Origin of the sequence: Brevundimonas sp. (assembly GCF_013823285.1) — a bacterium.
Lineage (GTDB): Bacteria > Pseudomonadota > Alphaproteobacteria > Caulobacterales > Caulobacteraceae > Brevundimonas.
Genome location: NZ_PNLV01000042.1, coordinates 1 through 23,669 on the forward strand (window position 1 = coordinate 1; position 23,669 = coordinate 23,669).

Here is a 23,669-nt window from a genome sequence, read left to right on the forward strand (position 1 = left end):
TCATGCGGACCGGGCCGAGGCGGCCGCGCGCACGGCCTTCGCCAGGGGCGGGGACGCGCCCGAGACCTGGCTGGCCCTGGCCCGCGCCCTGCAGAAACAGGCTCGCTATGACGAGGCGGACGCGGCCTTCGGCGAGGTGCTGAAGCGCCGCCCGCTGGCTTTGGACGCCCTGCGGGATCAGGCCCAGCTGGTGTGGATGCGCACGGGCGACGCGGCGGCGGCGTGCGCGCGCATCGACCGGATGATTGTCGAACACCCGGACGTCAGTCCGCTGCGGGCGCTCAAGGCCAAGGTGCTGACCTATGCGGACGATTCGCGCGGGGCTTATGAGGCCATGACGGCCGGGCCGCTGACCGATGCGGCGGGCCATCTGGCGGCGTCGCGGGCGGCGGTGGCCTTTGATGCGGACAGGGCCCTTGAACATGCGCGGACCGCTGTCGCCATGGCGCCGGAGCAGGAGGACACGCGGCGCGGGCTGGTGGAGGCGCTGCTGGCCGTGGGGGCGGCGGAGGAAGCGGCGCCCATGGTGGAGGTGATGCTGCGCGATCGGCCGCTGGATCAGTATCTGCTGGCCTTTCAGGCCACCCTTTGGCGGCTGCTGGACGATCCCCGCCTGGCGCAGCTGTATGACTATGAGGCGGTGGTGCGGGGCTGGCGCATCGACACGCCCGACGGCTGGCCGGATCTGGCCAGCTATCTGGGGGAGCTGGCCGAAACCCTTCGCAGCCTGCATCGGCTGAAGACCCACCCGCTGGACCAGTCGCTGCGACACGGAACCCAGACGAGCATGGACCTGCTGGTCAGCGAGGAGCCGACGGTGCGGGGCTTCTTCCAGGCCATCGACGGCCCCATCCGGCGGCACATGGCGTTGCTGGGACAGGGGGACGATCCGCTGCGTCGCCGCAACACGGGCGCCTATCGCATCAAGGGAGCCTGGTCTGTCCAGCTGCAGCCCGACGGGTTTCACGCGGACCATCTGCATCCGGACGGCTGGCTGTCGTCGGCCTGCTACATCGCCCTGCCGGAAGCGGTCGAGGGGGCGGGGCGCGAGGGCTGGATCCAGTTCGGGCGGCCCGGCATTCCCACCGCACCGCCTCTTGAGGCGCAGCATTACATCAAGCCGGAGCCGGGGCTGCTGGCGCTGTTCCCGTCGTACATGTGGCATGGGACTGTGCCGTTCTCGGGCGACCAGACCCGGCTGACCATCGCCTTCGACGTGGTTCCCGCATGAGGATGGCGGCCGACGCACCGCTGGCGGTGTTCGATATCGACGGAACCCTGGTCGACAGCCGGGCGGCGATCCTGGAGGCGGCGACGACGGCCGCGCGGACCGTGGGCCTGGCCGAGCCGGGCTACGACGAGGTGCGTCAGATCGTGGGGCTGTCGCTGCACGAGGCCTTGCGCCAGCTGGCGCCGGACCTGACCGATGCGGAGCTGGCCGAGTTCGTGGCGGCCTATCAGGGGGCGTTCCGGGCCATGCATGAGCGGCCAGGGTTCGAGGAGCCGCTGTATGTGGGCGCCATGGACCTGCTGGACCGGCTGAGGCGGGACGGGTGGCGGCTGTCGCTGGCGACAGGCCAGTCGAGACGGGGGGTGGAGCGGAACCTGGCCCGGGCCGGCTGGGCGGACCTGTTCCTGAGCAGCCACTGCGCCGAGGACGGGCCCGGCAAGCCGGATCCGGCCATGTTGGTCTGCGCCATGAGTGTGTGCGGCGGCGCCCCGGAGCGGACGGTGATGATTGGCGACACCAGCCACGACATGCGCATGGCCCTCAACGCGGGCGTCCGGCCGCAGGGGGTGGCCTGGGGCTTCCATACCGCCGAAGAGGTGCTGGCGTCCGGGGCGGCCCATGTGGCCGAGGATTTTCCGGCGCTGGAACAAGCGCTTGACCTGTTCGCGAGCGCCCGTCGCGTCGCGTGACGATTCCCACAACCAAGTCGCTGGAAATGCGTTACAGCCTCATGATGAAAACCTTCGCTGTTTCCGTGATCTGTCTTTCCGCGCTCACACTCGGCGCCTGCGCGGCCGCCCGCTCGGCGGGGGACGGCGTGGGGACCGTGCGCGAAGGCTTCGCCGAGGCAGCCACCGCCCCGCTGGAGGATCTGAACCTGCGGCGCGACGCCATTCCTATGGTGCTGCTGCAGGCCCAGTCCGCGCCCTATGACATGCGCAATCTGGAGCGCTGTCCCGCCATCGCGGCCGAGGTGCGGCGGCTGGACGACGCCCTGGGCCCGGATCTGGACGAGCCGACGCCGCAGGACGGCTCGCTGGCCAGCGAGCAGGCCGCCGACGCCGCGGCCAACGCCACCCTGGCCGCGATCCGGGACACGGCCACCGACTTCATCCCCCTGCGCAGCTGGGTGCGGCGGCTGAGCGGGGCGGAGCAGCACAGCCAGCAGGTGCAGTCCGCCATCCAGGCCGGGCGTCAGCGCCGGGCGTTCCTGAAGGGCATGGGCATGCAGCGCAATTGCGCCCCGCCCGCCGCGCCCAGCTGGTTCACGCCCCGTCGGGGCTGACCGGCCCGAACACCCGCTCGAAGCTCGCCTTCAGGGCCGCGTCGGCGTCATCCATGGTCGCGATCAGGCCCAGGTCGGCCAGGCTGGTGACGCCGTGTTCGCGGATGCCGCAGGGGATGATGCCGTCGAAGTGGGTGAGGTCCGGCTCCACGTTGAGGCTGATCCCGTGGAAGCTGACCCAGCGGCGCACCTTGACGCCGATGGCGGCGATCTTGTCCTCGCGGGCCTGAGGTGCGCCGTCGTCGCCCACGAAGCGGCGCTCGACCCAGACGCCCACGCGGCCGTCGCGCACGTCGGCCTCCACATTGAAGGCGGCCAGGGCGCCGATGATCCACTGCTCCAGCCCCCGCACGAAGGCGCGCACGTCGCGGCCCCGCCGGTTCAGGTCCAGCATCACATAGGCCACCCGCTGGCCGGGGCCGTGATAGGTGTACTGGCCGCCGCGCCCGGTCTGGAACACCGGGAAGCGGGCGTCGATAAGGTCGTCCGGACGGGCCGAGACCCCGCCGGTGTAGAGGGGCGGATGCTCCAGCAGCCAGATCATTTCTTCCGCCTCGCCGGCATGGATGGCGGCGACCTGATCCTCCATGAAGGCCACGGCCTCCTCGTAGGGGACGGGGGCGGGGGCGACGACCCACTGAACCGGCCGTCCGTCGTCGCGGCGCAGGCGGTTCGGATGAGGCGAGGAACTTAACGGCTGGGAAAGCATGATCGGCCCAATGTGGCGGCAGGGGGCAGCCATGCAAGACCAGACCACCCCAGTAACCGCGTCAGTACACCCGATGAGTCAGATTGAATCCGTAAACGTCGAGATCTCCGTGGTCCTCGGTCGCTCCGTGCTGCCCATGGCGCAGCTGTTGCGGATGGGCCGCGGCGCGGTGATCCCGCTGGACGCCGGCGAGCATGACGAGGTCTGGATCCTGGCCAACAACCACCCTGTGGCGCGCGGCGAGATCACCATCAACGACGACCGCATCGCCATCACCGTGACCCGCCCGGCGGACCTGTTCGACTACATGGCGGGCGCGGCGTAGGGCGCGGCTTCATCTTCCGCAGCGCAGCGGAGAGCCCGCGCTCCTTGTCATCCCGGCCGCACCCCGGACTTGTTCCGGGGGGAGAGCGGGGACGGAACAGAGCCGCTTAACACCCGCTCATCCCTGCGGAGGCCGGGATCCAGATGGCGCGGGGCGGTCAGGAATTGAAGCGCGCCAGGCCTTCCATCCACCCCGCCTTATGATCTGGACCCCAGCCTGGGCTGCTACGCGCCGCCCTTCGGGTCGCTGGGGTGAGCGGAGAATTGTTGTCCCGTCCCGTCCCGGATAACGCCTGCGGCGTTTCCGGGATGACAAGGGCTCGCCCTGAGCCGGTCGGGATGGCAAGGCGCCCTCACGGCCCCTGTTCGCGGGCGCGAGACTCCGGACGCGAAAAACAGTGCAAGGGAGTCTCACGGGCCCCTCGGGGAGAGCGGCGGATTTCGGGCCGTCGCCCTTGAGGTCGAGGATTTCGGTGTGGAGGTCACGCATGGCCTGATCGAGGGGCGCGGGCGGGGCGTGGTGAGACGCTTCGGGTGAAAAACAGTGCAACGGGAGTCTCGCGGCCTCGTCATGGGCGGCCTGTTCGACCTGCTGGGCCACGGTTGCGAGACGGGCGGCGAGGCGGGCGAGATCGCTTGTGGAGATGGGCTTGGCGGCTTCAACGGGCGCGGCGGCGTCGATGGACTCATCGTCGCCGGGGGACGGCGCGTGAGACTCCGAAGCGGAAAAACAGTGCAACGGGGGTGCAATGTCGTCGTCCCGGATGGCGCCTGCGGCGCCTCGGGGATGACAAGGGGGGCGTCCTGCGCCGCTGGTGCGGACTCGGGGTCAGGCGCGAGGTCGGGGAGATATCGAAATTCGACGTCCATGCCCGCCAGTGTGAGGCGCCCACGGGCAGCGGGATGAAAAAGGCGAGATTTTGAGGCCGGGGCCTTGTTTCACAAGGGAGTGACCGCCGGGAAATGCGGGATCAAGGCGCCCAATTCCGCAGGCGTCGCCTCAGATCAAGTAGACGATGATGTAACGCCCCACGAGGGCGATCATGGCCAGCCGGGTCCAGAGCGGGCCGCGCACCACCATGGCGGTGATCATCAGCGCCGCCAGAACGGCGGTCAGGCTCAGGGCCAGGGGGTTCATCAGCCGGACCGACAACTCAGGCGTTCCGGCGTAGAAGGCCAGCTGGACCAGCAGCAGGATGAACATCACGCCGATGACGATGCGCCGGATGCGGAAGAAGTGGTCGTCCAGATCGGTGTCGGCGGCGATCCCGCGCGGAAACACCAGCGCCGCCGCCAGATAGTAGGCCCCGGCGAAGGCCGACACCGTCATGAGCGTGAGGCCCGACACCTGGATGACGTCCCGGGCGACCCAGGCGGCCTGCCAGAAGGACAGCAGGTCGAGGAAGACGAAGGCGCCCAGGAGGGGCGTGAGCCAGCCGATCCGCAGCCCCGCGCCCAGCCGCAACCGCGCCTCGATGGCGCGGGCCAGACCGGACAGCACCTCGGCCAGCGACAGGCCCAGCAGCAGCCCGAACAGGGCGAAGGTGAACTCGAAATCCGTCATGGCCGCCCCGGGGTTCAACAGGGGAGGTTTGGCGGGTCGTCAGGGGGATGGCAAGGCGGGGGGGCGGCGATCCGAAGGCGGCAAACCTTTTCATCGTCTGCCCGGCGTGGTTCCAATAGGGGATCCAACCGAGGGCTGCCGATGTCGCGTCCTGTGCTCCTGTCACTCCTCTGCGCGGCGTTGACGGCGTCCTGCGCCAGCAATCCGCCGATCACCGAGAACGCGACCGGGGTCAGGGACGGGCGTTTCCACACGTTCTGGCACGATACGGGCGCCGGCGAGATGCGGCTGGGTCGAGACGGCTCATATTCGGTCACCTGGCGACTGGGGGAGAACGGCAACCTGGTGGCCGGCACGGGGTGGGCCCGAGGATCGACCGATCGCATGGTCCGGTACGCAGCGCGCACCTTTGATCCGGGGACGAACGGCTATCTGACCCTCTACGGATGGTCGCGAGACCCGCTCGTCGAATACTATGTGGTCGAACGCTGGGGCGATTTCGTCCCGCCGGGAGACAGCGCCGCGTTTCTGGGGACCGTCGACAGCGATGGGGGAACCTACCGCATCTATCGCACGCGACGGGTCAACCAGCCGTCGATCGTCGGCACGGCGACCTTCGATCAATACTGGAGCGTTCGCACATCCATGCGTCCGTTGGGGCGCGAGAACGTGATCACCTTCAGCAACCATGTGGCCGCCTGGGAACGGGTCGGGCTGACTCTGGGCACGCTGGACTACCAGGTGATGGCGACGGAGGGCTTCGGCAGCGAAGGCCGGTCGGATGTGCGCGTCTGGGAGTAATCGGCGCCGGCGTGGAACAGGGGCTTACTCCGGCAGGGTCGCGGCGGTGGTCACGGTCAGACGTCCAGCCAGGCCGGGCGCGTCGCTGCCGGGCTGGCCCCCACCCAGCCAAAGATCGATGGGGCCCGGCACGATCCGCCGCACGCCGAGATCATCCACCGTGCTGAGGCTGCGCCGGTCCAGGGTGAAGGCGACGCGGCGCTGTTCGCCCGGGGCCAGCGACACCCGCCGGGCGCCGGCGAGCGCGCGCAAGGGCGCACCCTCCACGTCCGGGCGGCTGACATAGAGCTGCACGATCTCGTCGCCGGCCCGGTCGCCGGTGTTGGCGACGACGACGCTGACCTCCACCGCGACATCCGCGTCGATCCCGCCGGGACTGGTCTGGACGTCGCTGTAGGCGAAGCGCGTGTAAGAGAGGCCATGGCCGAACGGATACAGCACCGGCCCGTCGAAGTAGCGGTAGGTTCGGCCCGCCATGCTGTAGTCGGTGAAGGCCGGAAGGTCGTCCGCGGATCGGTAGAAGGTGACCGGAAGCCGTCCGGAGGGATTGACGTCGCCCGCCAGGATCCGCGCCGCCGCGTCGCCGCCCTGGCCGCCGGGATACCAGGCCTCGAGGATGGCTGGCAGGTTCCGGTCCGCCCAGTTGATGCTCAGGGCGCTGCCGTTGACGAGCACAAGGATCACAGGCGTGCCCGTGGCGTGAAGACGCTCAAGCAGGGCCTGCTGGGGCGGGGGGAGGTCCAGGCTTGTCCGGTCGCCCCCCGAGAAGCCGGGGGTGGAGAGGGGAAGTTCCTCGCCCTCCAGCTGGGCCGTGAGGCCGCCGACAAAGATGACCAGATCCGCCTCGCGCGCCGCCGCCTCGGCCCGGGCGCCGGCAGGATCGGACGGCGGGCTCCAGAGCAGCCGCTCATGGCCCCGGGCGGCGCGCTGGAAGGCCTCGACACGCAGACGATAGGTCTGTCCCTGCCTCAGGCGAACCGTGCCGGCGACGATGGAGGGGCGCCAGTCCACATTCCATGCGTCCACCACGGGCGCGTCGTCGACAAAGACGCGATAGCCGCCGTCTGCGGCGTAGCGGAAGACGTAGTCGCCGTCCTCGGGCGCTGTAAGAAACGCCGTGTAACGCACAGCGTCGCTCCGCAGGATTCCGTCCCACGCCTGTTCGACCGAATCCTGCCGCCCCGTCGAAACCGGAGCGCCCTCCAGGTTGCGGTCGCTGAAGCGCTCCATGCGGACGCCCGGCTCGCGGCAGGCTGCGTCCATGCACAGCACCCCGCCGGGGACAGGCTCGAGTGACCGGTCTATCAGTCCGACGCCTTCCGCATAGGTGACCTCGACCTCGGGCCATCGTCGACGCACCCCGTCCAGAATGGTGACGGGTTGGGACGGGTCGCCGTTGTAGTTGCCGACGAGGGCCGCGATGCTGTCTGCGTTGGGCCCGATGACGGCGATGCGGCCGGGGTTGTCTCCCAACGGCAGCAGGCCGTCGTTCCTGAGCAGGACGATGCCGCGCTCGGCGGCGGTCTGGGCCAGGTCGCGCCCTTCGGCGGTGTCGAAGTCGGCCGCCGTGATGGACGGGAACACGCGGGACGGCTCGTCGAACTGGCCCAGCTGCATCCGCGCGGTGAACAGGCGAACAAGGGCCCGGTCGATCACCGCTTCGTCCAGCAGGCCGTCCCGCACTGCCCGGACGACGGCCTGGCCGTCCTCGGCCCCGCCGCAGATCAGGTCCATGCCGGCCGTGAAGGCGACCGCGACGGCCTGTTCCGGCGTGGGCACGTAGGCATGTCGATCCGGGGCGTAGATGTCGAGCACCGCGCCGCAGTCCGAGACCACGAAGCCGTCGAAGTTCCAGGCTTCGCGCAGATAGTGGTTCAGGAGAGGCTCGCTGGCGCAGGCCGGCGCGCCGTCCACGGCGTTGTAGGCGCACATCATCGAGCGGGCCCCGCCCTCCATCACCGCCGCGCGGAAGGCGGGCAGGTAGGTGTCAGCCAGGTCCCGGGGGCTTGGCAGGATGTCGTCCCGGTGGCGACTCGCCTCCGGACCGGAATGAACGGCGAAATGCTTCGGGGTCGCGATGGTGAGGTAGTAGTCGGGATCATCCCCCTGCAGACCCTGCACGAAGGCGACGCCGAGGCGGGCGGTCAGGTAGGGGTCTTCGCCATAGGTCTCCTGACCCCGGCCCCAGCGCGGATCGCGAAAGATGTTGATGTTGGGGGACCAGACCGTCAGCCCCTCGAACCAGTCCGAGCCGCCGAAACGATGGCGGGCGTCCAGATATTTGGCGCGGAACTCGACGCCGATGTGCGCCGCCACCTGCCGCACGAACGGCTCGTCGAAGGTGGCGGCCAGACCGATCGCCTGGGGAAAGACCGTGGCGTAGCCGGCCGCGGCTACGCCGTGCAGACCCTCGTTCCACCAGTTGTACTCGCGGATGTTCAGGCGGGGGATGGCGGGCGCGTCGTTGAGCACCTGATACGCCTTCTCCTCCAGCGTCATCCGTCCGACAAGGTCGGCGGCGCGGGCCTCTGCCGGCCGGCTGGAGTCCTGATACGCAGGCAACTGGGCGCCCGGAAGCTGGGCCCGGGCCGCGCCCGGCCAGGCCAGCGCCCCGAAGACAGCCAGCGCCGCAGCGGCGGACGCAATTCCAGCAGTGACGTGGCGCATGCCAAAGCCTCCCGAAAATTCTATTTGTCTGACTATTGCGCGTCCGGGCCGCTGTGGCCAGCCTCGTCCGCGTGAGCCTGAGATGGGCGGCGATGGCGCCGGATTCACCATTCATCCGACCCGCTGCACGGTGCGCCTTCTCCCTCAGGGGGAGACGGGAAGGTGAGAATGGGTTTGGGGACGAACTGGCCCTTTCCTTTCGGTTCATCCTCGGCTATTGCCCCCGCTCCGATGCGAGCGGTCGTGGCGGAATTGGTAGACGCGCAGCGTTGAGGTCGCTGTGGGGCAACCCGTGGAAGTTCGAGTCTTCTCGACCGCACCATCAACCCGAGCCTGATCGGTTGAGGGACATCGCATCGCGATTGCGCCGAGGCCGTGAATCAGGCTCTCGCATGATGTGGAATGAAACATCGGCTGAACGCTGAACAGGACTGACCTGCTGGAAGGGGAGGACGCTCGTGACCATTGACGACGTGCGCAACGCCCCGGCCGGTCCTGACCCGGACACTGACGACGAACACCTGGGCGACGACTACGCCCTGACCGCCGCCTTCGTGGAGAAGGTGGTGGATGCGGCCGACGCCGGCGACGGCGAGCGGCTGCGCGACCTGCTGGAAGACCTGCACCCGGCCGACATCGCCGACCTGATGGGCTTCCTGACCTCCGAACACCGCTCGGTGGTTGTGCTGTGGCTGGCGCCGGACGTGCTGGCCGAGGTGCTGCCGGAGCTGGACGACAGCATCCGCGAGCAGGTGCTGGAGCGGCTGCCCAATCTCGCCCTGGCCGAGGCCCTGCAGGAGCTGGACTCCGACGACGCCGCCGCGGTGGTGGAGGAGATGGAGGACGACCAGCGCCGCGCGGTGCTGGCCGCCATGCCCGAGCAGGACCGGGCGGCCATCGAAAACTCGCTGGGCTATGAGGAGGACTCCGCCGGGCGCCTGATGCAGCGCGAGGTGATGGCGGCGCCCGAGTTCTGGAGCGTGGGCGACACCATCGACCACCTGCGGGCCCAGGGCGAGGACCTGCCCGAGCTGTTCTTCGACATCTATGTGGTGGACCCCCAGTACCGGCCTGTGGGCGGGGTGGCGGTGAGCCGCCTGCTGCGCTCGGCCCGCGAGGTGAAGCTGTCCGCCCTGATGGAGCCGATCAACGAGATCGAGGTGCATCAGGACCAGGAAGAGGTGGCCTACATCTTCGAGAAATACCACCTGATCTCGGCCCCGGTGGTGGACTCGGGCGGACGTCTGGTGGGCCAGATCACCGTCGATGACATCGTCAACATCATCCAGGAAGAGAACCGCGAGGACCTGCTGCGTCTGGCCGGTGTGGCGGACGCGGGCCGTGACGCGGGCGTGATGAGCATCGTGCGGTCACGGCTGCCGTGGCTGATCATCAACCTGGCCACGGCGGGGCTCGCGGCCAGCGTCATCTCCGCCTTCGAGGACCAGATTGAACGTCTGGTGACCCTGGCGGTGATCATGCCGATCGTGGCGTCCCTGGGCGGCAACGCCGGGGCGCAGACCCTGGCCGTTTCGGTGCGCGCCCTGGCCAGTCGTGAGCTGAACGCCGCCAATGCGGTGCGCATCATCCTCAGGGAGATGTCCGTGGGCCTGCTTCACGGCACGGCCCTGGCGATCCTGATGGCCGCGGGGGCCTATCTCTGGTTCCAGGATCCGCTGCTGTCGCTGACCGTGGCCATGGCCCTGATGATCAACATGTTCGTGGCGTCGGTGGTGGGCATACTGGTGCCTCTGACGCTGGACCGGCTGGGCCGGGACCCGGCGGTGTCGTCGTCGGTGTTCATCACCTTCACCACGGACTTTGTCGGCTTCCTGTCCTTCCTCGGGATCGCCAGCCTGCTGTTGCTCTAGCCCAGGGCGGACCGGCGCGGACCTTGCTGGCTCCCCGTCAGGGCGAACCCGCCCGTCTCATTCTGGGTCAGGACCTTTGTCGCAGATCGACAAGCCGAAGCTGAAGGTGTCCCGCCGGGGCCTGGAGCTCATCAAGAGCTTCGAGGGCTTCCGGCCGCGCGCCGAGCGTCTGGCGGACGGCCGCTGGGTCGTGGGCCACGGCCACACTCTGTCCGCGCGTGAGGGCGCCGAGGTGACGGCGACCGAGGCCGAACTGTTGCTGCATTACGACCTGTTGCCCGTTCTGAACGCCATCGCCGAGCGGGTCGACCTGCCGCTGAACCCGCATCAGGTGGACGCCCTGACCAGTTTCGGCCAGGCCGTGGGGTTGGAGCGGTTCCTGGCGTCGGATGTGCTGGTGTGGGTCAATGCGGGCGAGCCCGAGGACGCCGCGCGGGCCCTGATCGCCTGTGACGCGCCGCCGCTGACGCCTGCGCCCGACCCGGCCGGCCGCCGCCGCGCCGCCGAGAGCGCCCTGTTCCGGCACGATCCGGGGCAGGAGGCGGACCTGGCGATGCTGCTGAATTCGCCCGCGCCGACGCCGGCGCCGGTTCAGGAGACGTCAGAAGGCAGCCCGAAGGAGCCTGAAGACACTCCGGAGCCCGAGGTCGAGGCCAACGGCGCGCGGGCCCTGGCCGTGGCGGCCCTGCTGGGCGAGACCCCGGCCGATGTGCCCGACGAGAGCCCGGAACAGGCGACGGCCCCTGAGGCCGAGGGTGAGCCTGAAATCGAAGCTGATGCGGCTGCCGAAGAGGATCCCGTCGTGACGCCGACGTTCGCGGCCCCTGGGGCGCCTGCGGAAGTCGCCGCGCCCGAGCCGGTGGTCGCCGCCAATGAGAACGGCGCGGACGAGGTTGAGGCCGACCATGAGCCTGAGTTCGCTGCAGGACCCGAGCCCGAGCCCGAGTCCGAGCCGGCTCCTGTCGCTCCCGCGCCGCAACCGCCGGCCGCCGTCATGGCGGAGGTCATGGCCATGCAGCGCTATTCGCCCTACGTCGTGCCGGGCCGGGCGGAGGTGCATGTGTTCGGCGGGGAGACGTCCCCGGCGCCCGCCTTGCCGCAGGCCGCCGAGCCGGGCGAGGGCGTTCTGATCCTGACCCCGCCGCCGGAGGTGGAGCCGGAGCCGCCCACCCGCGATGTCTGGCCCGAAGCCCGACGATCCGAGCCCGCGGTCGAGGAGGAGCCACTGTTCATCGAGGATCCCACCTTGCGGGCGGGTGGGCAGCCGGTCTTCATGCCGGAGTCTTTCGAGCCCGAGCGGCGCGGCCGGCTGGACTGGAGCGAGACCGGCGCCTTTCTGGGCATGGGGGCCGTGGGCCTGACTGCGTTCGGGGCGGCGGTGGCCGGCTTCGCCATGGCGGCCGACCGTCCGGTGGGCGCGGTGCTGGATCAGATCACGGTCGCGTCCGGGGTGCTGGCCCTGATCGGCGCCCTGTGCGTGGGGATTTCGGCCTATAATCTGTATCTGCGCTGGGCCCGGCGCAGCGAGGACTGAGCCCGGCTTTGCGATCGGGCCGGGCGGTGCTACGCCGCTCGCCATGAGCATTCCCAACGCCCCCCAAAGCATGAATTTCGGCCTCGGCGAGAACGCGGACATGATCCGCGAGACCACCGCACGCTGGGCCGCCGACCGGCTGGCGCCGCGCGCCGCCGAGATCGACGAGACCAACACCTTCGCCCGCGACCTGTGGCCCGAGATGGGCGAACTGGGCCTGCACGGCATCACCGTCGAGGAAGAGCACGGTGGCCTGGGGCTGGGCTATCTGGAGCATGTGGTGGCCATGGAGGAGGTGTCGCGCGCCTCGGCCTCCATCGGGCTGTCCTATGGGGCCCACTCGAACCTGTGCGTGAACCAGATCCGCCGCTGGGGCACCGAGGAGCAGAAGCGGAAGTATCTGCCGGGCCTGATCAGCGGCGAGCATGTGGGCTCGCTGGCCATGTCGGAGGCGGGCTCGGGCTCGGACGTCATGTCCATGAAGACGCGGGCCGAAAAGAAGGGCGACCGCTATGTGCTGAACGGCACGAAATTCTGGATCACCAATGCGCCTTCGGCCGAGACCCTGGTGGTCTACGCCCGCACCGGCGACGGCAACGGCGGGGTCACCGCCTTCCTGATCGAGAAGGGCATGAAGGGCTTCAGCGTCTCGAAGAAGCTGGACAAGATGGGCATGCGCGGCTCGGACACGGCGGAGCTGGTGTTCGAGGATTGCGAGGTGCCGGAAGACAACGTCATGGGCCCGGTCGGCGGCGGCGCCGGCGTGCTGATGTCTGGCCTGGACTATGAGCGCGCGGTGCTGGCGGCCGGGCCGCTTGGCATCATGCAAGCGGCGCTGGACGTGGTGCTGCCCTATGTGCGCGAGCGCAAGCAGTTCGGAAAGGCCATCGGCTCGTTCCAGCTGATGCAGGCCAAGATCGCCGACATGTACGTGGCCCTGAACTCGGCGCGGACCTATGTCTATGCGGTTGCGCGGGCGTGCGACGCGGGCCAGACCACCCGCTATGACGCGGCGGGCGCCATCCTGCTGGCCAGCGAGAACGCGGTGAAGGTGTCGCTGGAGGCCGTGCAGGCCCTGGGCGGGGCCGGGTATACCAAGGAATGGCCGGTGGAGCGGCTGGTGCGCGACGCCAAGCTGTACGACATCGGCGCGGGGACCAACGAGATCCGGCGGTTCCTGATCGGGCGGGAGCTGCTGGGGGCGTGAGACTGGCCGCTCTGAGCGTCGTCGCCTTGACGGCTCTGATGCTGGGCACATCCCCTGTCGTCGCCCAAGCGACCGCAGATGAACTGACCGCCATGGCGCAGCGAGTCGTTGATCGATCCGAAGCGCTGGGGGAGGTTTGGCCGGGCTATTGGCCGCCGGACCAGCCCTTCATTCTCTATGCGCCCGACACCGGGGCCGTGTTCGCGGGCGCGGCCTCGCCGCAAGGACCCTCGTTCCGTCCCGGCCCGCTCGAAGGCGCGACCTTCAGCTACGTCCTGAACTACCCGTTCGGCCCTCCGAACACGGTGCTACTGGAGGTGGACTCGCCCGAAGACGATCTGGACACCCTGTTCCACGAACAGTTTCATGACTTCCAGACGGACGCCTTCACCTGGGTTGGCGAGGGCGGCGGTGAATACGTGGACCTGGCCTTGATCGCCGACCTGGGCCTCTTCACCGCCGGGGTCGAACTGGAACGCCGGGTGTTGGCCGACGCGGTGCGCGCGCCCGAAGCGCAGACCCGGCGAGCGCTGGCGCAAGTCTATCTCGCCCTGCGCCGGGACCGGGAAGGGCGCTTGCATCCCTCAATCATCGCCACAGAAAGGCATCGGGAATGGACGGAGGGCACGGCCGAGTATGTGGGCCTTCAGGCCAGCACCCTCGTGTGGAACCAGCCGGATGATGTGTTGCGCGGCCATCTGGAAGGGGCGCTCCGACGGGAATTGCTGACCCGTCCGGGCGGGTATGTGGTCAATATGTTCCGCTGGCGCGCCTATGGCGTGGGCGCGGCGATCGCCTGGCTGCTGGACGACATAGGGGTCGCGGACTGGCGCACAGCCGTCGAGAGCGGCGCACCTCTGGACACGCTGCTGGAAGCCGCCGTGGGCGTGGCGACGCCGGATCGGCGCGATGAGGTCCGGTTGACCCACGATCTTGATGGTCTGATCCGCGAGATCAGCCCGAAGATGGCTTCGGTCGGGGCCGTCTCAATGGACCGCGACGAATTCCTGGCATCCGCGCCGCGTCGTCTGGTGGTCGAACTGGAACTACCGCTGGCGGAATTGGCCGAACTCCAATTGTCCTTCCACTCTGCTGCGATGGCCCCCTTGTCGAACGGGGTGATCGCCCTGCCGGATGCGACCCGGGTGTCGGCTGAGTGGGGCGGACTGGCGTTGCGGGTGGAGGGGCGATCCGTATTGCTCGACATGCCGGTGCTCGTGGAGAATGGTCGTGGTGTCTATCGCTTCAGTATTCTCCTCTCGGACCTTGGGGGGCTGGAGGCGTTGACGCCGGGGGCTCTGGACGCGCCGGTTTCGGTGGAGATTGAAGGGGTGACCCTGACCGTCCCGCGCGGCTCCGTTGTCGAGGCGCAGGGGGAAGCGCTCGTCGTCAGCGTCACGAGGTAGCGGAACCGGGCGAAGGGCGGACGGTCCTTCGTCAGAATGAGCCCGCACATGCCTGCCAAGTTCGCAGACCCGCAGAAGGCCGCCGGTGGCGCCTTGTCGGCCAAAGGCGTAGTCTTGTTCTGCGAACATTTTCCCCTATAGTTCGCAAATGGCGAACCTTGATGATTATCTTTCGCGGCGACGGGGGCGGCAGGCCGAGCTTGCGCGGAAGCTGAATCTCGGGGCCGGGACGCTGAGTTCGATCCGCAGCGGCCATCGCCGACCGTCGCCGGAACTGGCGAAACGCATCGAGGCCGCCACGGGCGGCGAGGTGCGCGCGGCCGTGCTGCTGGGCGTGGAAGAGAGGGGCGCGGCGTTCGATCATGAATCCGCGCCGCAGCCGCTCAGCGGCGGTCGATGGATGGCGAAGGTGGCGGCGGACGGGTCGCTGTATCTGACGCCGGAAGCGGTGGCGGCCATGGGGCTCAAGCCCGGCGAGCGGCTGGTGATGCGGCCGGACGGTGAGGAGGTGCGCATCAACTCCTCCGACAAGGCGCTGAAGGCCATCCAGAAGGAGTTTCGACGACTGGTCCCGGAAGGGCGGAGCGTCGTGGACGAACTGATCGCGGACCGGCGGGCCGAAGCCGCGCGTGAGTAGGATCGTCGTGGATTCTTCCGCCGTGGTCGCGGCGGTTCTCGAGGAGCCGGGCGGAGAAGAGATGGCGCGTCGCGACGGGCCGTTTCTCCTCAGCGCCGTCAATCTCTGTGAAGTGCTGGAGCGTCTGGCGGCCGACGACCGCAAGAAGAGGCGCATCCTCGAGATGCTCGAGGACATCGGTCTGGTTCTGATCGACTTCACGCCCGATCTCGCGGCCACAGCGGCGCGATTGAAGGCGCCGACTCGCAGCGTGGGCCTGTCCCTGGGCGATCGCGCCTGTCTCGCCCTGGCGTTGCGGGAACAGGCGCCCGTGCTGACGGGAGATCGCGCGTGGTCGAAAGTGGATGTGGGCGTCGAGGTTGTGCTGATCCGGTGAACGGAACCCGAGCCCCGACGATCGGTTTTCTCTGTCAGAAGGAGACCGCCATGCCCGCAAAATCCGCAGCACAGCAGAAGGCCGCCGGGGCCGCCCTGTCGGCGAAGCGTGGGGACACGCCGAAATCGAAACTTCAGGGCGCGTCCAAGTCGATGGCCGGGTCCATGAGCGAGGCGGAGCTGGAGAAAATGGCCTCCACCTCGCGCAAGGACAAACCCGAACGCAAGAGCGGCTGAGCCCCCGTCAGACGGGATAGCGCAGGGTGGCCGCAAGGGTTTCGGCCCCCTTGGGCAGGTCCGCCTTGCGCACCCCCAGAACCCTGGCGCCGGTCGTCAGGGCGCGGCGAGCGATTTCGTCGGCCACGCCATAGGTGCGGGCGCCGTCGCCGTCGCCCAGGTCGATCTGGCCGGTTTCCTCATCGATGAAGCCGGGCACGACATCGTCGATGTCGACCATGAGGGTCTCGACGGCGCCCATGGTGGCGGCGCGGGCGGCCTGGGCGAGATCGGCGGTGGCCCGGCCCTGCTGGCCGCGGGACGCGTACAGATCCCTGGCCGCCTCCACCTGGGACTGATGGATCTGGTCGAGGATGGGGCGGGCGGCCTGGGCCAATTCCCCCTCGCTCATGCGATCCGGGCTGGCGTTGATGCCTTGTTGCGCAAGGTGCGGATAGGTGTTGATGCCCCGGAACAGCGAAGCCAGCGGCTCGGCGCCGGCGAGGATCAGCGGCGTTTCACGACCCGACAGCATGGGCCGCAGGGCGTTGTCCACCTGGCGCAGATACTGCCTGAAGCGGACCTTCTGTCCTTCCGCCCCGTGGATGCGGCCGACGGGCGCGCGATCATTCAGGGACGACTTGCCCACCGCGTCAGCGGCGCCGCCGGGCAGGCCGGGAACCCGGACCACCTGCGGGGCCATCTCGGCGAAGACCTCCACCAGCCGGACGTGGTTTTCGGAAACGGCCAGGACGAAGGCGGCGTGGGGAAAGGTCACCGCCCTCAGAAGGGGCTTGAGATGGAAGCGGTCGGACACCTGGACCAGCGAGGTCAACTGGTTCGGCAGCCGGAAGGTCCGCATGCCGTCCGGCGTCACGAAGACGGCGAGGCTGTTGGCCTGCAGCCGCCAGAACCCGTCGTCTTCGCGCAGGTCGTCCACATGCTCGGCCATGGCGGCTAGATGTTTCTTGTCGAAGCCGTTGTCCCGCAGCTGCGCCTCGGCGTCCCGCCACAGATTGCCCAGGGTGATGCGGGCGGCGTCGGTCTGCTGGCTCAGCGGGGTGGTCTCGAGATAGATCGAGACGCAGGCCTCGGCGCGCTCGCCCGCCAGGATGCTGATGTCCGAGACGGTGGGGAGGTCGATATGAAGCATGAGCACAGGGGTCCAATAGCCATGAAAAAGTTGTGGCTTTTCTAGACCGCGACGCCCTGCTTGGCAAACGATGCTGACCATGAACGAACGCTATTGTCGTTGAGGCGTTGGACGCCCTGCGAGCGCGGAACCCATGGCCCCTCCTTCACCTGAAACAGAGCTGAGACGTGTGTCCGACGTCCTCGAAACCCTGGCGCTTGGGCCGGCGCCGAGGCTCACCATGGGCGAGGTCGTCCATGCCTTCGGCGAAAGGGGTTTCGGCGCCCTGATCCTGATCTTCGCCCTGGTCAGCCTGTTCCCCTGGCCGCCGGGGTCGAAGGCGATCCTGAGCGTGCCGATCATCCTGTTGTCGCTGGAGCTGGCGTTTCAGCGGGAACGGGTCTGGTTGCCGGGCTGGACCCTGAACAGGGGCCTGCCGCGTCGCGCCTTCGGCCAGGCGCTGTCCCGGGTCCTGAAGCCGATCCGGTTCGTGGAGCGGCTGTCGCGGCCGCGCATGCCGTGGCTGACGGGCGAGGTCGCGGACGTGGTGACGGGGCTGACCTGCGTGTTCCTGGCGGTGATGATGGCCCTGCCGGTGCCGTTCGGCGACCTGCTGCCCGGCGTGACCCTGATCGTGCTCGGGCTGGGGATCATGCAGCGCGATGGCGCCGCGATCCTGCTGGGGGCGGTGGGGACCGTGGTCTGCGTGATCTATCTGTTTCTGGTGTGGACGGCGGTGACGGTGGCCGTCGCGGCGATCGGCGGCTGGGCCGGGCGGCTGTTCTGAAAACAATTGAGGCCGCCGGTTTGCGCCGGCGGCCTCGCATTGTCGGACCGCAGAGCGGCCGATCAGATCCTTGCCTGAAAGGTCAGGCGCGGGCCTCCCGAGAGGTCCGGGCTCCGATCTCCGCCAGCGTCGAGTGACAATGAGACACCGGATCACCTCCTTTCAGCTATTCAACAGGGACTCACACTGTGGGGTGAGGCGGGGCTTTGGGGAAGAGGGCCGTCTTCAACTAATTGCGAACGGAACCTGACGCCCCGCGCCGGGCTTCCTGATCGGAAGCAAGGAGGATCACCCATGGCCTATGACTTCTGGTACTGGGACGGCCTGCCCGGGCGCGGAGAGTTCGTGCGTCTGGCCCTGGAGGCGGGCGGCGTCGATTACAGGGAGCGCGCCCGCGAGCCGGGTGGAGACGTGTCGGCGGACCTGGCCATGGGTCGTGGCGACCCGCCGTTCGCGCCGCCCTACCTGGTCGCCGACGGCATGACCATCGGCCAGACCGCCAGTATCCTGATGTTTCTGGGCCAGCGCCACGGCCTCGCGCCCGGCGACGAGGCGGGTCGGCTGTGGGTGAATCAGGTGCAGCTGACCATCGCCGACATGGTGGCCGAAGCCCACGACACCCATCATCCGGTGGCGATGGGGGCCTACTACGAGGACCAGAAGGACGAAGCGCTGCGCCGGGCCGAGGATTTCAGGGAGACCCGCATGCCGAAATTCCTCGGCTGGTTCGAGACCATTCTGGAGCGGCGGGGCGACTGGCTGGCGGGCAGCGACCGCTGGTCCTACGCGGACCTGTCGCTGTTCCAGCTGGTGGAGGGTCTGCGCTTCGCCTTTCCCCGGCGGATGAAGACGGTGGAGGGGGACAACCCGCGCGTCGTGGCGTTGGGTGACCGGGTCGCGGCCCTGCCGGAACTGCAGAATTATCTGGCGAGCGATCGGCGCCTGCCGTTCTCGGACGGAATTTTCCGACACTATCCGGAACTGGACGGGGACTGAGCGGCAGGCCTATCTGGGCGCATGAGCACCGCCTGGGATCCCGATCAGTATCAGCGTTTCCGCGCCCAACGGGACCGCGCCGCGCTGGACCTGCTCAGCCGACTGCCGGACATGGACCCGCGCGAGATCTGGGACCTGGGCTGCGGCACGGGCGAGCATGCGGCCATGATGAAGCGACGGTGGCCCGGGGCGGCGGTGCACGGCCTGGATTCCAGCGCCGAGATGCTGACGCGGGCGCGGGCCCTGCCGGATGAGGTGGACTGGATAGAGGGCGACGCCGGGGCGTGGGCGCCGGAGCGGCCCGTGGACCTGATTCTGGCCAACGCCTCGCTGCAGTGGCTGCCGAACCACGGGGCGCTGTTCGGGCGCATTGCGGCGCGGCTGGCGCCGGGCGGGGTGTTCGCCTGCCAGATGCCCATGGCCTTCGAGACCCGGCACCACACGATCATGCGCGAGACGGCGGCGGCGGGGCCGTGGGCCGGGGCGCTGGAGGGCGTGGATGCGATCGCGCCGCTGCTGACGCCCGAGGCCTATCACGACGTGCTGGCGGGGATTTGTTCCGACCTCGACATCTGGTCCACCACCTATCTGCAGGTGCTGGACGGGGAGGATGCGGTGCTGGAGTGGATGAGGGGGACGGCGCTCAGACCGTATCTGACGGCGCTTTCCGGCGCGATGCAGGACGCTTTTGTTTCGGCGCTTTCGGAGCGGCTTTCGGGCGCTTTCCCGAGGCGGGCGGATGGACGGACCCTGATGCCGTTTCCGAGGCTGTTCCTGATCGCCCGACGCTGAGCGCCTTTTTGGCGCGGCGCAGGCGCAGATGGGAAACGGGACCCTTGAGGTCCGCCAGCGCGGCCGTGGCGGCGGCCCAGCCGGCCTTGACCGCGGGCTCGAAGGCTTTCCAGTCGCGGATCTCGACGCCGCCCAGCTCGGGCATGACCAGCAGGTCGGTGGCGGCGCGGGATTCGGCCAGATCGGCGGCGCTGGTGATGGTGGCCGAGCGCATCAGGATCGAGACGATGGGCGGGCCCTGGCGCCAGTCGCCGGACAGGATCCAGCGCCACCAGGTCTTGGGGTTCTCCAGCACGCTGGGGTCCACGGTGTGGGTGCGTGAGACGTCCACGGCGACCACCGGGCCGGGCTGCCAGCCGCGCATGACGTCGGCGGGCAGGTTGCGCAGCACCGCGCCGTCCACCAGCACCTGACCGTCGATGACGGCGGGGGGCAGGACGCCGGGAAGGGAGATGGAGGCCCGCAGCGCCTGCCTCAGCATGCCGCGTCGGTGCACCACATAGCTGTTGGCGGTCAGGTTGGACGAGCCGCAGAAGAAGGGCAGGGGCAGGTCGGCGATGTCCACATCCCCATAGGCCTCGATCAACAGTTGATTGACCTTGCGACCGTGGGTCATGGCGATGATGGGGAAGGCGATGTCGGTCAGGGGGCTCTGGTCCACAAAGGCCTTGCGGATGCGATCTTCCAGCTCCTGCTGGTCCCAGCCCAGGGCCACGCCCGCGCCGATCACCGCACCCATGGACGAGCCGCCCACGAAGTCGAACGGCACGCCCGCCTCGCGCAGGGCCGCGATGGCGCCCAGATGGGCGTAGGCGCGGGCGCCGCCGCCGGACAGGACCAGACCGACACAGGTGGCGGTGAGGGTGCGGGCGATGCGGGCCTCGTCGTCGACAAGGCCTTCGCGCACATGGAACCAGCGGGCCGGGTCGACGGCCTTGAGCCAGCGGGCGGTGTCGCGGACCGGCGGACCGGCGGCGCGGCGCAGCAGGATCAGGTCGGTGAGCTGATGCTCCTCCAGCGAGCCGCTGCGCTGGACCGGCGGCATGCGGGCGGGGCCGTCCAGATCGCCGACCACGAACAGACGATCCACCTGCCGGGCGCACAGCCCGGCCCAGGCGGTCTCGTCCTGCTCGGCGCAATAGAGGACGAAGTCGTGGGTCTGCTCGATCAGGGACAGCCATTCGGCGGCGGAGTTGAGGGCCGAGGAATCGATGACGCGGGCGGTGAAACCCAGATGGCCGATCTGGTCGCGTACCCGCTCCACAAACTCGCGGATGGGCCGCTCGCGGGCCGAGACGAAGCCGAACACGCTGGGGTCGGCGGCGCGCTGGGAGGTCTCGCGCGAGCGGCGCACCATCAGGCTGGCCAGCTCCACCATCACGTCGGGATGGGCGCGGGCGGCGTCGAGGAAGGCCTCGCGGGGCAGGGCCAGGATCTCGCTGTCGCGCAGGGCGACGGCGGTGGCGGTGTGGGGGGTGCCGGCGATCAGGGACATCTCGCCCGCCGGTTCGCCGGGGCGGATGACGCCGAGAAACTGGGGCTCGGGGTTGTCCTCCTTCTGGCGGAAGACCCCGAGACGGCCGGAGCGGACCAGATAGAGGGTGTCGGCGGGTTGGCCCGCCGTGAACAGGCGCTCACCCCCGGTCAGGGCGAACCAGCTGGCCCGCGTTTCGCCCTCGGCGGCGAAGATGTGGGCCAGGGCCGCTTCCAGACTGGCGTCGCGGGGCGTGTTCATGATCCGCGAGACTAGCGGGATTCTGTTGCGGTTTGGGTAACGTCGAGCGTTCTCCTCCCCCAAAGCGAAGCGCATGGGGGAGGGGGACCGCCGTCAGGCGGTGGTGGGGGCGACCGTGAGCGCCGGTGGATGGGCTCGCCCCCTCCACCATCCTTCGGATGGTCCCCCTCCCCCGCAAGCGGGGGAGGAGACTTATGACCTCTGCCGCGCGTGGAAATCGCGGCGGAAGGCGTCGAAGCGGTTTTCGGCGATGGCGGCGCGCATGGCGGCGGTGAGGGCCTGGAAGAAGGCGATGTTGTGCCAGCTGAGCAGGACCTGGCCCAGAATCTCATCCGATCTGACAAGGTGGTGCAGGTAAGCCTTTGAATAGGCGTTGCTGGCGGGACAATCCACGTCGGGGGACAAAGGATCCTGATCCTCGGCGAAGCGGGCGTTCTTGAGGTTGACGGGGCCCTCCCAGGTCCAGGCCTGGCCGTGGCGGCCCGAGCGGGTGGGCAGGACGCAGTCGAACATGTCAACGCCGCGCGCCACCGCCTCCACCAGATCGATGGGCTTGCCGACGCCCATCAGATAGCGGGGGCGGTCGGCGGGCAGGTGGCCGACGCAGTGGTCCAGAGTTTCGCACATGGCCTGATGGCCCTCGCCCACGGCCAGGCCGCCGATGGCGTAGCCGTCGAAGCTGGTCTCGATCAGGCGCGCGGAGGATTCGCGGCGCAGGTGTTCGAAGGTCGAGCCCTGCTGGATGCCGAACAGGGCCTGGGCGTCGCGCTCGCCGAAGGCCGCCTTTGACCGGGCGCCCCAGCGGGCGGACAGTTCCATGGCCTTGCGGGCGCGGTCCTCCTCGGCGGGCCAGGAGACGCATTCGTCCAGCTGCATGACGATGTCCGAGCCGATGTGGTCGGCCTGGATCTCGATGGAGCGTTCCGGCGACAGGACGTGCTTGGAGCCGTCGATGTGGCTGGCGAAGGTGACCGCGTCCTCGGTGACCTTGGAGATGCCCGACAGGCTCATGACCTGAAAGCCGCCGGAGTCGGTCAGGATGGGTTTGTCCCAGCGCATGAAGCGGTGCAGGCCGCCCAGCCGCTGCATGCGCTCGGCGCCGGGGCGCAGCATCAGGTGGTAGGTGTTGCCGAGGATGATGTCGGCCCCGGTGGCGGCCACCTGATCGACGCTGAGCGCCTTGACCGTGGCGGCGGTGCCCACGGGCATGAAGGCGGGCGTGCGGATGTCGCCGCGCGGCGTCTTCAGCACCCCGGTGCGGGCGGCGCCTGCGGTGGCGTTGATGTGGAAGGGGAACATTCTAGAACCGCTCATCCCGGCGAAGGCCGGGATCCAGATGCAAAATCACAAACAGAGTCCCAAGGCCAGGATCGGCGATGCAAAGCTTGCGGCGCCTCGCCATACGATCTGGATCCCGGCCTTCGCCGGGATGAGCGGAGTCTTGAGTCATACGCCCTCCCTGAACAGCAGGGAGCCGTCGCCGTAGGAATAGAAGCGATAGCCCGTGTCCACGGCGTGGGCGTAGGCGGCCTTCATGGTTTCGGTTCCGGCGAAGGCGCTGACCAGCATGAACAGGGTCGAGCGGGGCAGGTGGAAATTGGTCATCAGAACGTCGGCGGCGCGGAAGCGGTAGCCGGGGGTAATGAAGATGGCGGTGGCGTCGTGGAAGGGGCGGATGACGCCGTGCTCGTCCGCCGCGCTTTCCAGCAGGCGCAGGGAGGTGGTGCCGACGCAGACGATGCGGCCGCCCGCGGCGCGCACGGCGTTGAGAGCGGCGGCGGTCTGGGACGAGACCTCGCCGGTCTCGGCGTGCATGCGGTGGTCGGCGACCTTGTCCACCTTCACCGGCAGGAAGGTGCCCGCGCCCACGTGCAGGGTGACGGCGTGGGTGGAGACGCCGCGCGCCTCCAGCGCCGCCATCAGCTCCGGCGTGAAGTGCAGACCCGCCGTGGGGGCGGCGACCGAGCCGTCGTGGCGGGCGAAGAGGGTCTGGTAGTCCAGGCGGTCCTGGTCGTCCTCGGGACGCTTGGCGGCGATATAGGGGGGCAGGGGCATGACGCCCGCCTCGCGGATGGCGTCGTCCAGCGCCGGGCCGGCCAGGTCGAAGGCAAGGGTGATCAGGCCATCCTCGCCCTTTTCCACCACGTGGGCGTCCAGCCGCCCGGCCAGGCAGGCGCCGTCGGCGGTCTTGCCGAACATCACCCGGTCTTCGGGCTTGAGCCGCTTGCCCGGCTTCATGAAGGCGGTCCAGCGGTCGGGCGCCGTGCGCTGGTGCAGGGTCGCCTCCACGGGCACGGTCAGGCCGCCCCGGTCGCGCACACCGTCCAGACGGGCCGGGATCACGCGGGTGTCGTTGAAGACGAGGGCGTCGCCGGGCTGCAGCAGGTCGGCCAGATCGCG

At 69.1% G+C, this 23,669-nt stretch carries 21 protein-coding genes, 1 tRNA gene and 1 pseudogene; 16 read left to right on the forward strand and 7 right to left on the reverse strand.

The window, feature by feature from the left end:
- The 3 genes from C0461_RS07795 to C0461_RS07805 form a co-directional block, all read left to right on the forward strand.
- On the forward strand, nucleotides 1-1,231 hold a 1,231-nt coding region (locus C0461_RS07795; protein WP_292105448.1), incomplete at its 5' end, for a putative 2OG-Fe(II) oxygenase.
- Nucleotides 1,232-1,233: 2 nt separating this feature from the next.
- On the forward strand, nucleotides 1,234-1,920 hold the full coding sequence (locus C0461_RS07800; protein ID WP_292105452.1) for an HAD-IA family hydrolase: 687 nt from the start codon (nucleotides 1,234-1,236) through the stop codon (nucleotides 1,918-1,920).
- Complete coding sequence (locus C0461_RS07805) at nucleotides 1,917-2,516, forward strand: hypothetical protein (RefSeq protein WP_292105454.1); 600 nt, start codon at nucleotides 1,917-1,919, stop codon at nucleotides 2,514-2,516. The genes C0461_RS07800 and C0461_RS07805 overlap by 4 nt, the downstream gene beginning before the upstream one ends.
- Here C0461_RS07805 and lipB read toward each other — a convergent pair.
- A complete protein-coding gene (gene lipB / locus C0461_RS07810; protein WP_292105458.1) occupies nucleotides 2,497-3,225 on the reverse strand; it encodes a lipoyl(octanoyl) transferase LipB in 729 nt (242 codons plus the stop codon). The two genes, C0461_RS07805 and lipB, sit on opposite strands and share 20 nt — an antisense overlap.
- A gap of 31 nt (nucleotides 3,226-3,256) precedes the next feature.
- Between lipB and C0461_RS07815 the strand changes: the two genes are divergently transcribed.
- Nucleotides 3,257-3,550: a FliM/FliN family flagellar motor switch protein gene (locus tag C0461_RS07815; protein ID WP_292105462.1), complete on the forward strand. Its 294-nt coding sequence runs from the start codon at nucleotides 3,257-3,259 to the stop codon at nucleotides 3,548-3,550.
- A 999-nt stretch (nucleotides 3,551-4,549) separates the two neighbouring features.
- Here C0461_RS07815 and C0461_RS07820 read toward each other — a convergent pair.
- Entirely contained in the window at nucleotides 4,550-5,113 is a 564-nt protein-coding gene (locus tag C0461_RS07820; RefSeq protein WP_292105463.1) for a hypothetical protein, read from the reverse strand.
- Nucleotides 5,114-5,266: 153 nt separating this feature from the next.
- On the opposite strand from C0461_RS07820, the gene C0461_RS07825 reads away from it, so the two are divergent.
- The gene (locus C0461_RS07825) at nucleotides 5,267-5,914 is read left to right on the forward strand and encodes a glycoside hydrolase family 11 protein (RefSeq protein ID WP_292105465.1); all 648 of its coding nucleotides are present in this window, start codon (nucleotides 5,267-5,269) and stop codon (nucleotides 5,912-5,914) included.
- A gap of 24 nt (nucleotides 5,915-5,938) precedes the next feature.
- On the opposite strand, the gene C0461_RS07830 is transcribed toward C0461_RS07825, so the two are convergent.
- Nucleotides 5,939-8,581: a glycoside hydrolase family 3 protein gene (locus C0461_RS07830; protein WP_292105467.1), complete on the reverse strand. Its 2,643-nt coding sequence runs from the start codon at nucleotides 8,579-8,581 to the stop codon at nucleotides 5,939-5,941.
- A gap of 237 nt (nucleotides 8,582-8,818) precedes the next feature.
- Here C0461_RS07830 and C0461_RS07835 point away from each other — a divergent pair.
- The 8 genes from C0461_RS07835 to C0461_RS07870 all read left to right on the forward strand — a co-directional run bounded on the left by C0461_RS07835 (nucleotide 8,819) and on the right by C0461_RS07870 (nucleotide 15,848).
- Nucleotides 8,819-8,903, forward strand: a tRNA-Leu gene (locus C0461_RS07835).
- A gap of 136 nt (nucleotides 8,904-9,039) precedes the next feature.
- Nucleotides 9,040-10,452, forward strand: coding sequence for a magnesium transporter (gene mgtE / locus C0461_RS07840; RefSeq protein WP_292105469.1), 1,413 nt, complete (start codon nucleotides 9,040-9,042; stop codon nucleotides 10,450-10,452).
- Nucleotides 10,453-10,528: 76 nt separating this feature from the next.
- The gene (locus C0461_RS07845; RefSeq protein WP_292105472.1) at nucleotides 10,529-11,986 is read left to right on the forward strand and encodes a hypothetical protein; all 1,458 of its coding nucleotides are present in this window, start codon (nucleotides 10,529-10,531) and stop codon (nucleotides 11,984-11,986) included.
- A 43-nt stretch (nucleotides 11,987-12,029) separates the two neighbouring features.
- Nucleotides 12,030-13,193: an isovaleryl-CoA dehydrogenase gene (locus tag C0461_RS07850; RefSeq protein WP_292105475.1), complete on the forward strand. Its 1,164-nt coding sequence runs from the start codon at nucleotides 12,030-12,032 to the stop codon at nucleotides 13,191-13,193.
- A complete protein-coding gene (locus C0461_RS07855; RefSeq protein ID WP_292105478.1) occupies nucleotides 13,190-14,599 on the forward strand; it encodes a hypothetical protein in 1,410 nt (469 codons plus the stop codon). The genes C0461_RS07850 and C0461_RS07855 overlap by 4 nt, the downstream gene beginning before the upstream one ends.
- 148 nt (nucleotides 14,600-14,747) lie before the next feature.
- Entirely contained in the window at nucleotides 14,748-15,236 is a 489-nt protein-coding gene (locus C0461_RS07860; RefSeq protein ID WP_292105481.1) for a helix-turn-helix domain-containing protein, read from the forward strand.
- On the forward strand, nucleotides 15,229-15,612 hold the full coding sequence (locus C0461_RS07865; protein ID WP_292105484.1) for a type II toxin-antitoxin system VapC family toxin: 384 nt from the start codon (nucleotides 15,229-15,231) through the stop codon (nucleotides 15,610-15,612). The genes C0461_RS07860 and C0461_RS07865 overlap by 8 nt, the downstream gene beginning before the upstream one ends.
- Before the next feature lie 50 nt (nucleotides 15,613-15,662).
- Complete coding sequence (locus C0461_RS07870) at nucleotides 15,663-15,848, forward strand: DUF3008 family protein (protein ID WP_292105486.1); 186 nt, start codon at nucleotides 15,663-15,665, stop codon at nucleotides 15,846-15,848.
- 7 nt (nucleotides 15,849-15,855) lie between these two features.
- Here C0461_RS07870 and C0461_RS07875 read toward each other — a convergent pair whose 3' ends face one another.
- Nucleotides 15,856-16,980 (reverse strand): hypothetical protein, encoded by a 1,125-nt coding sequence (locus C0461_RS07875; RefSeq protein WP_292105489.1) that lies wholly within the window; start codon nucleotides 16,978-16,980, stop codon nucleotides 15,856-15,858.
- A 169-nt stretch (nucleotides 16,981-17,149) separates the two neighbouring features.
- Here C0461_RS07875 and C0461_RS07880 point away from each other — a divergent pair, with 169 nt between their 5' ends.
- The 3 genes and pseudogenes from C0461_RS07880 to C0461_RS07890 all read left to right on the forward strand — a co-directional run.
- Nucleotides 17,150-17,746: an exopolysaccharide biosynthesis protein gene (locus C0461_RS07880; protein ID WP_292105491.1), complete on the forward strand. Its 597-nt coding sequence runs from the start codon at nucleotides 17,150-17,152 to the stop codon at nucleotides 17,744-17,746.
- 294 nt (nucleotides 17,747-18,040) lie between these two features.
- On the forward strand, nucleotides 18,041-18,742 hold the full coding sequence (locus C0461_RS07885) for a glutathione S-transferase (RefSeq protein ID WP_292105493.1): 702 nt from the start codon (nucleotides 18,041-18,043) through the stop codon (nucleotides 18,740-18,742).
- A 21-nt stretch (nucleotides 18,743-18,763) separates the two neighbouring features.
- Nucleotides 18,764-19,153: pseudogene (locus C0461_RS07890) on the forward strand (methyltransferase domain-containing protein); the annotation flags it as partial.
- Between the two features lie 232 nt (nucleotides 19,154-19,385).
- Here C0461_RS07890 and C0461_RS07895 read toward each other — a convergent pair.
- The 3 genes from C0461_RS07895 to queA form a co-directional block, all read right to left on the reverse strand.
- Nucleotides 19,386-21,269: a patatin-like phospholipase family protein gene (locus C0461_RS07895; RefSeq protein WP_292105495.1), complete on the reverse strand. Its 1,884-nt coding sequence runs from the start codon at nucleotides 21,267-21,269 to the stop codon at nucleotides 19,386-19,388.
- Between the two features lie 192 nt (nucleotides 21,270-21,461).
- The gene (tgt, locus tag C0461_RS07900) at nucleotides 21,462-22,568 is read right to left on the reverse strand and encodes a tRNA guanosine(34) transglycosylase Tgt (protein ID WP_292105497.1); all 1,107 of its coding nucleotides are present in this window, start codon (nucleotides 22,566-22,568) and stop codon (nucleotides 21,462-21,464) included.
- A 147-nt stretch (nucleotides 22,569-22,715) separates the two neighbouring features.
- Nucleotides 22,716-23,669, reverse strand: a 954-nt coding sequence (queA, locus tag C0461_RS07905) for a tRNA preQ1(34) S-adenosylmethionine ribosyltransferase-isomerase QueA (RefSeq protein WP_292105499.1), incomplete at its 5' end; no start/stop codon positions are given.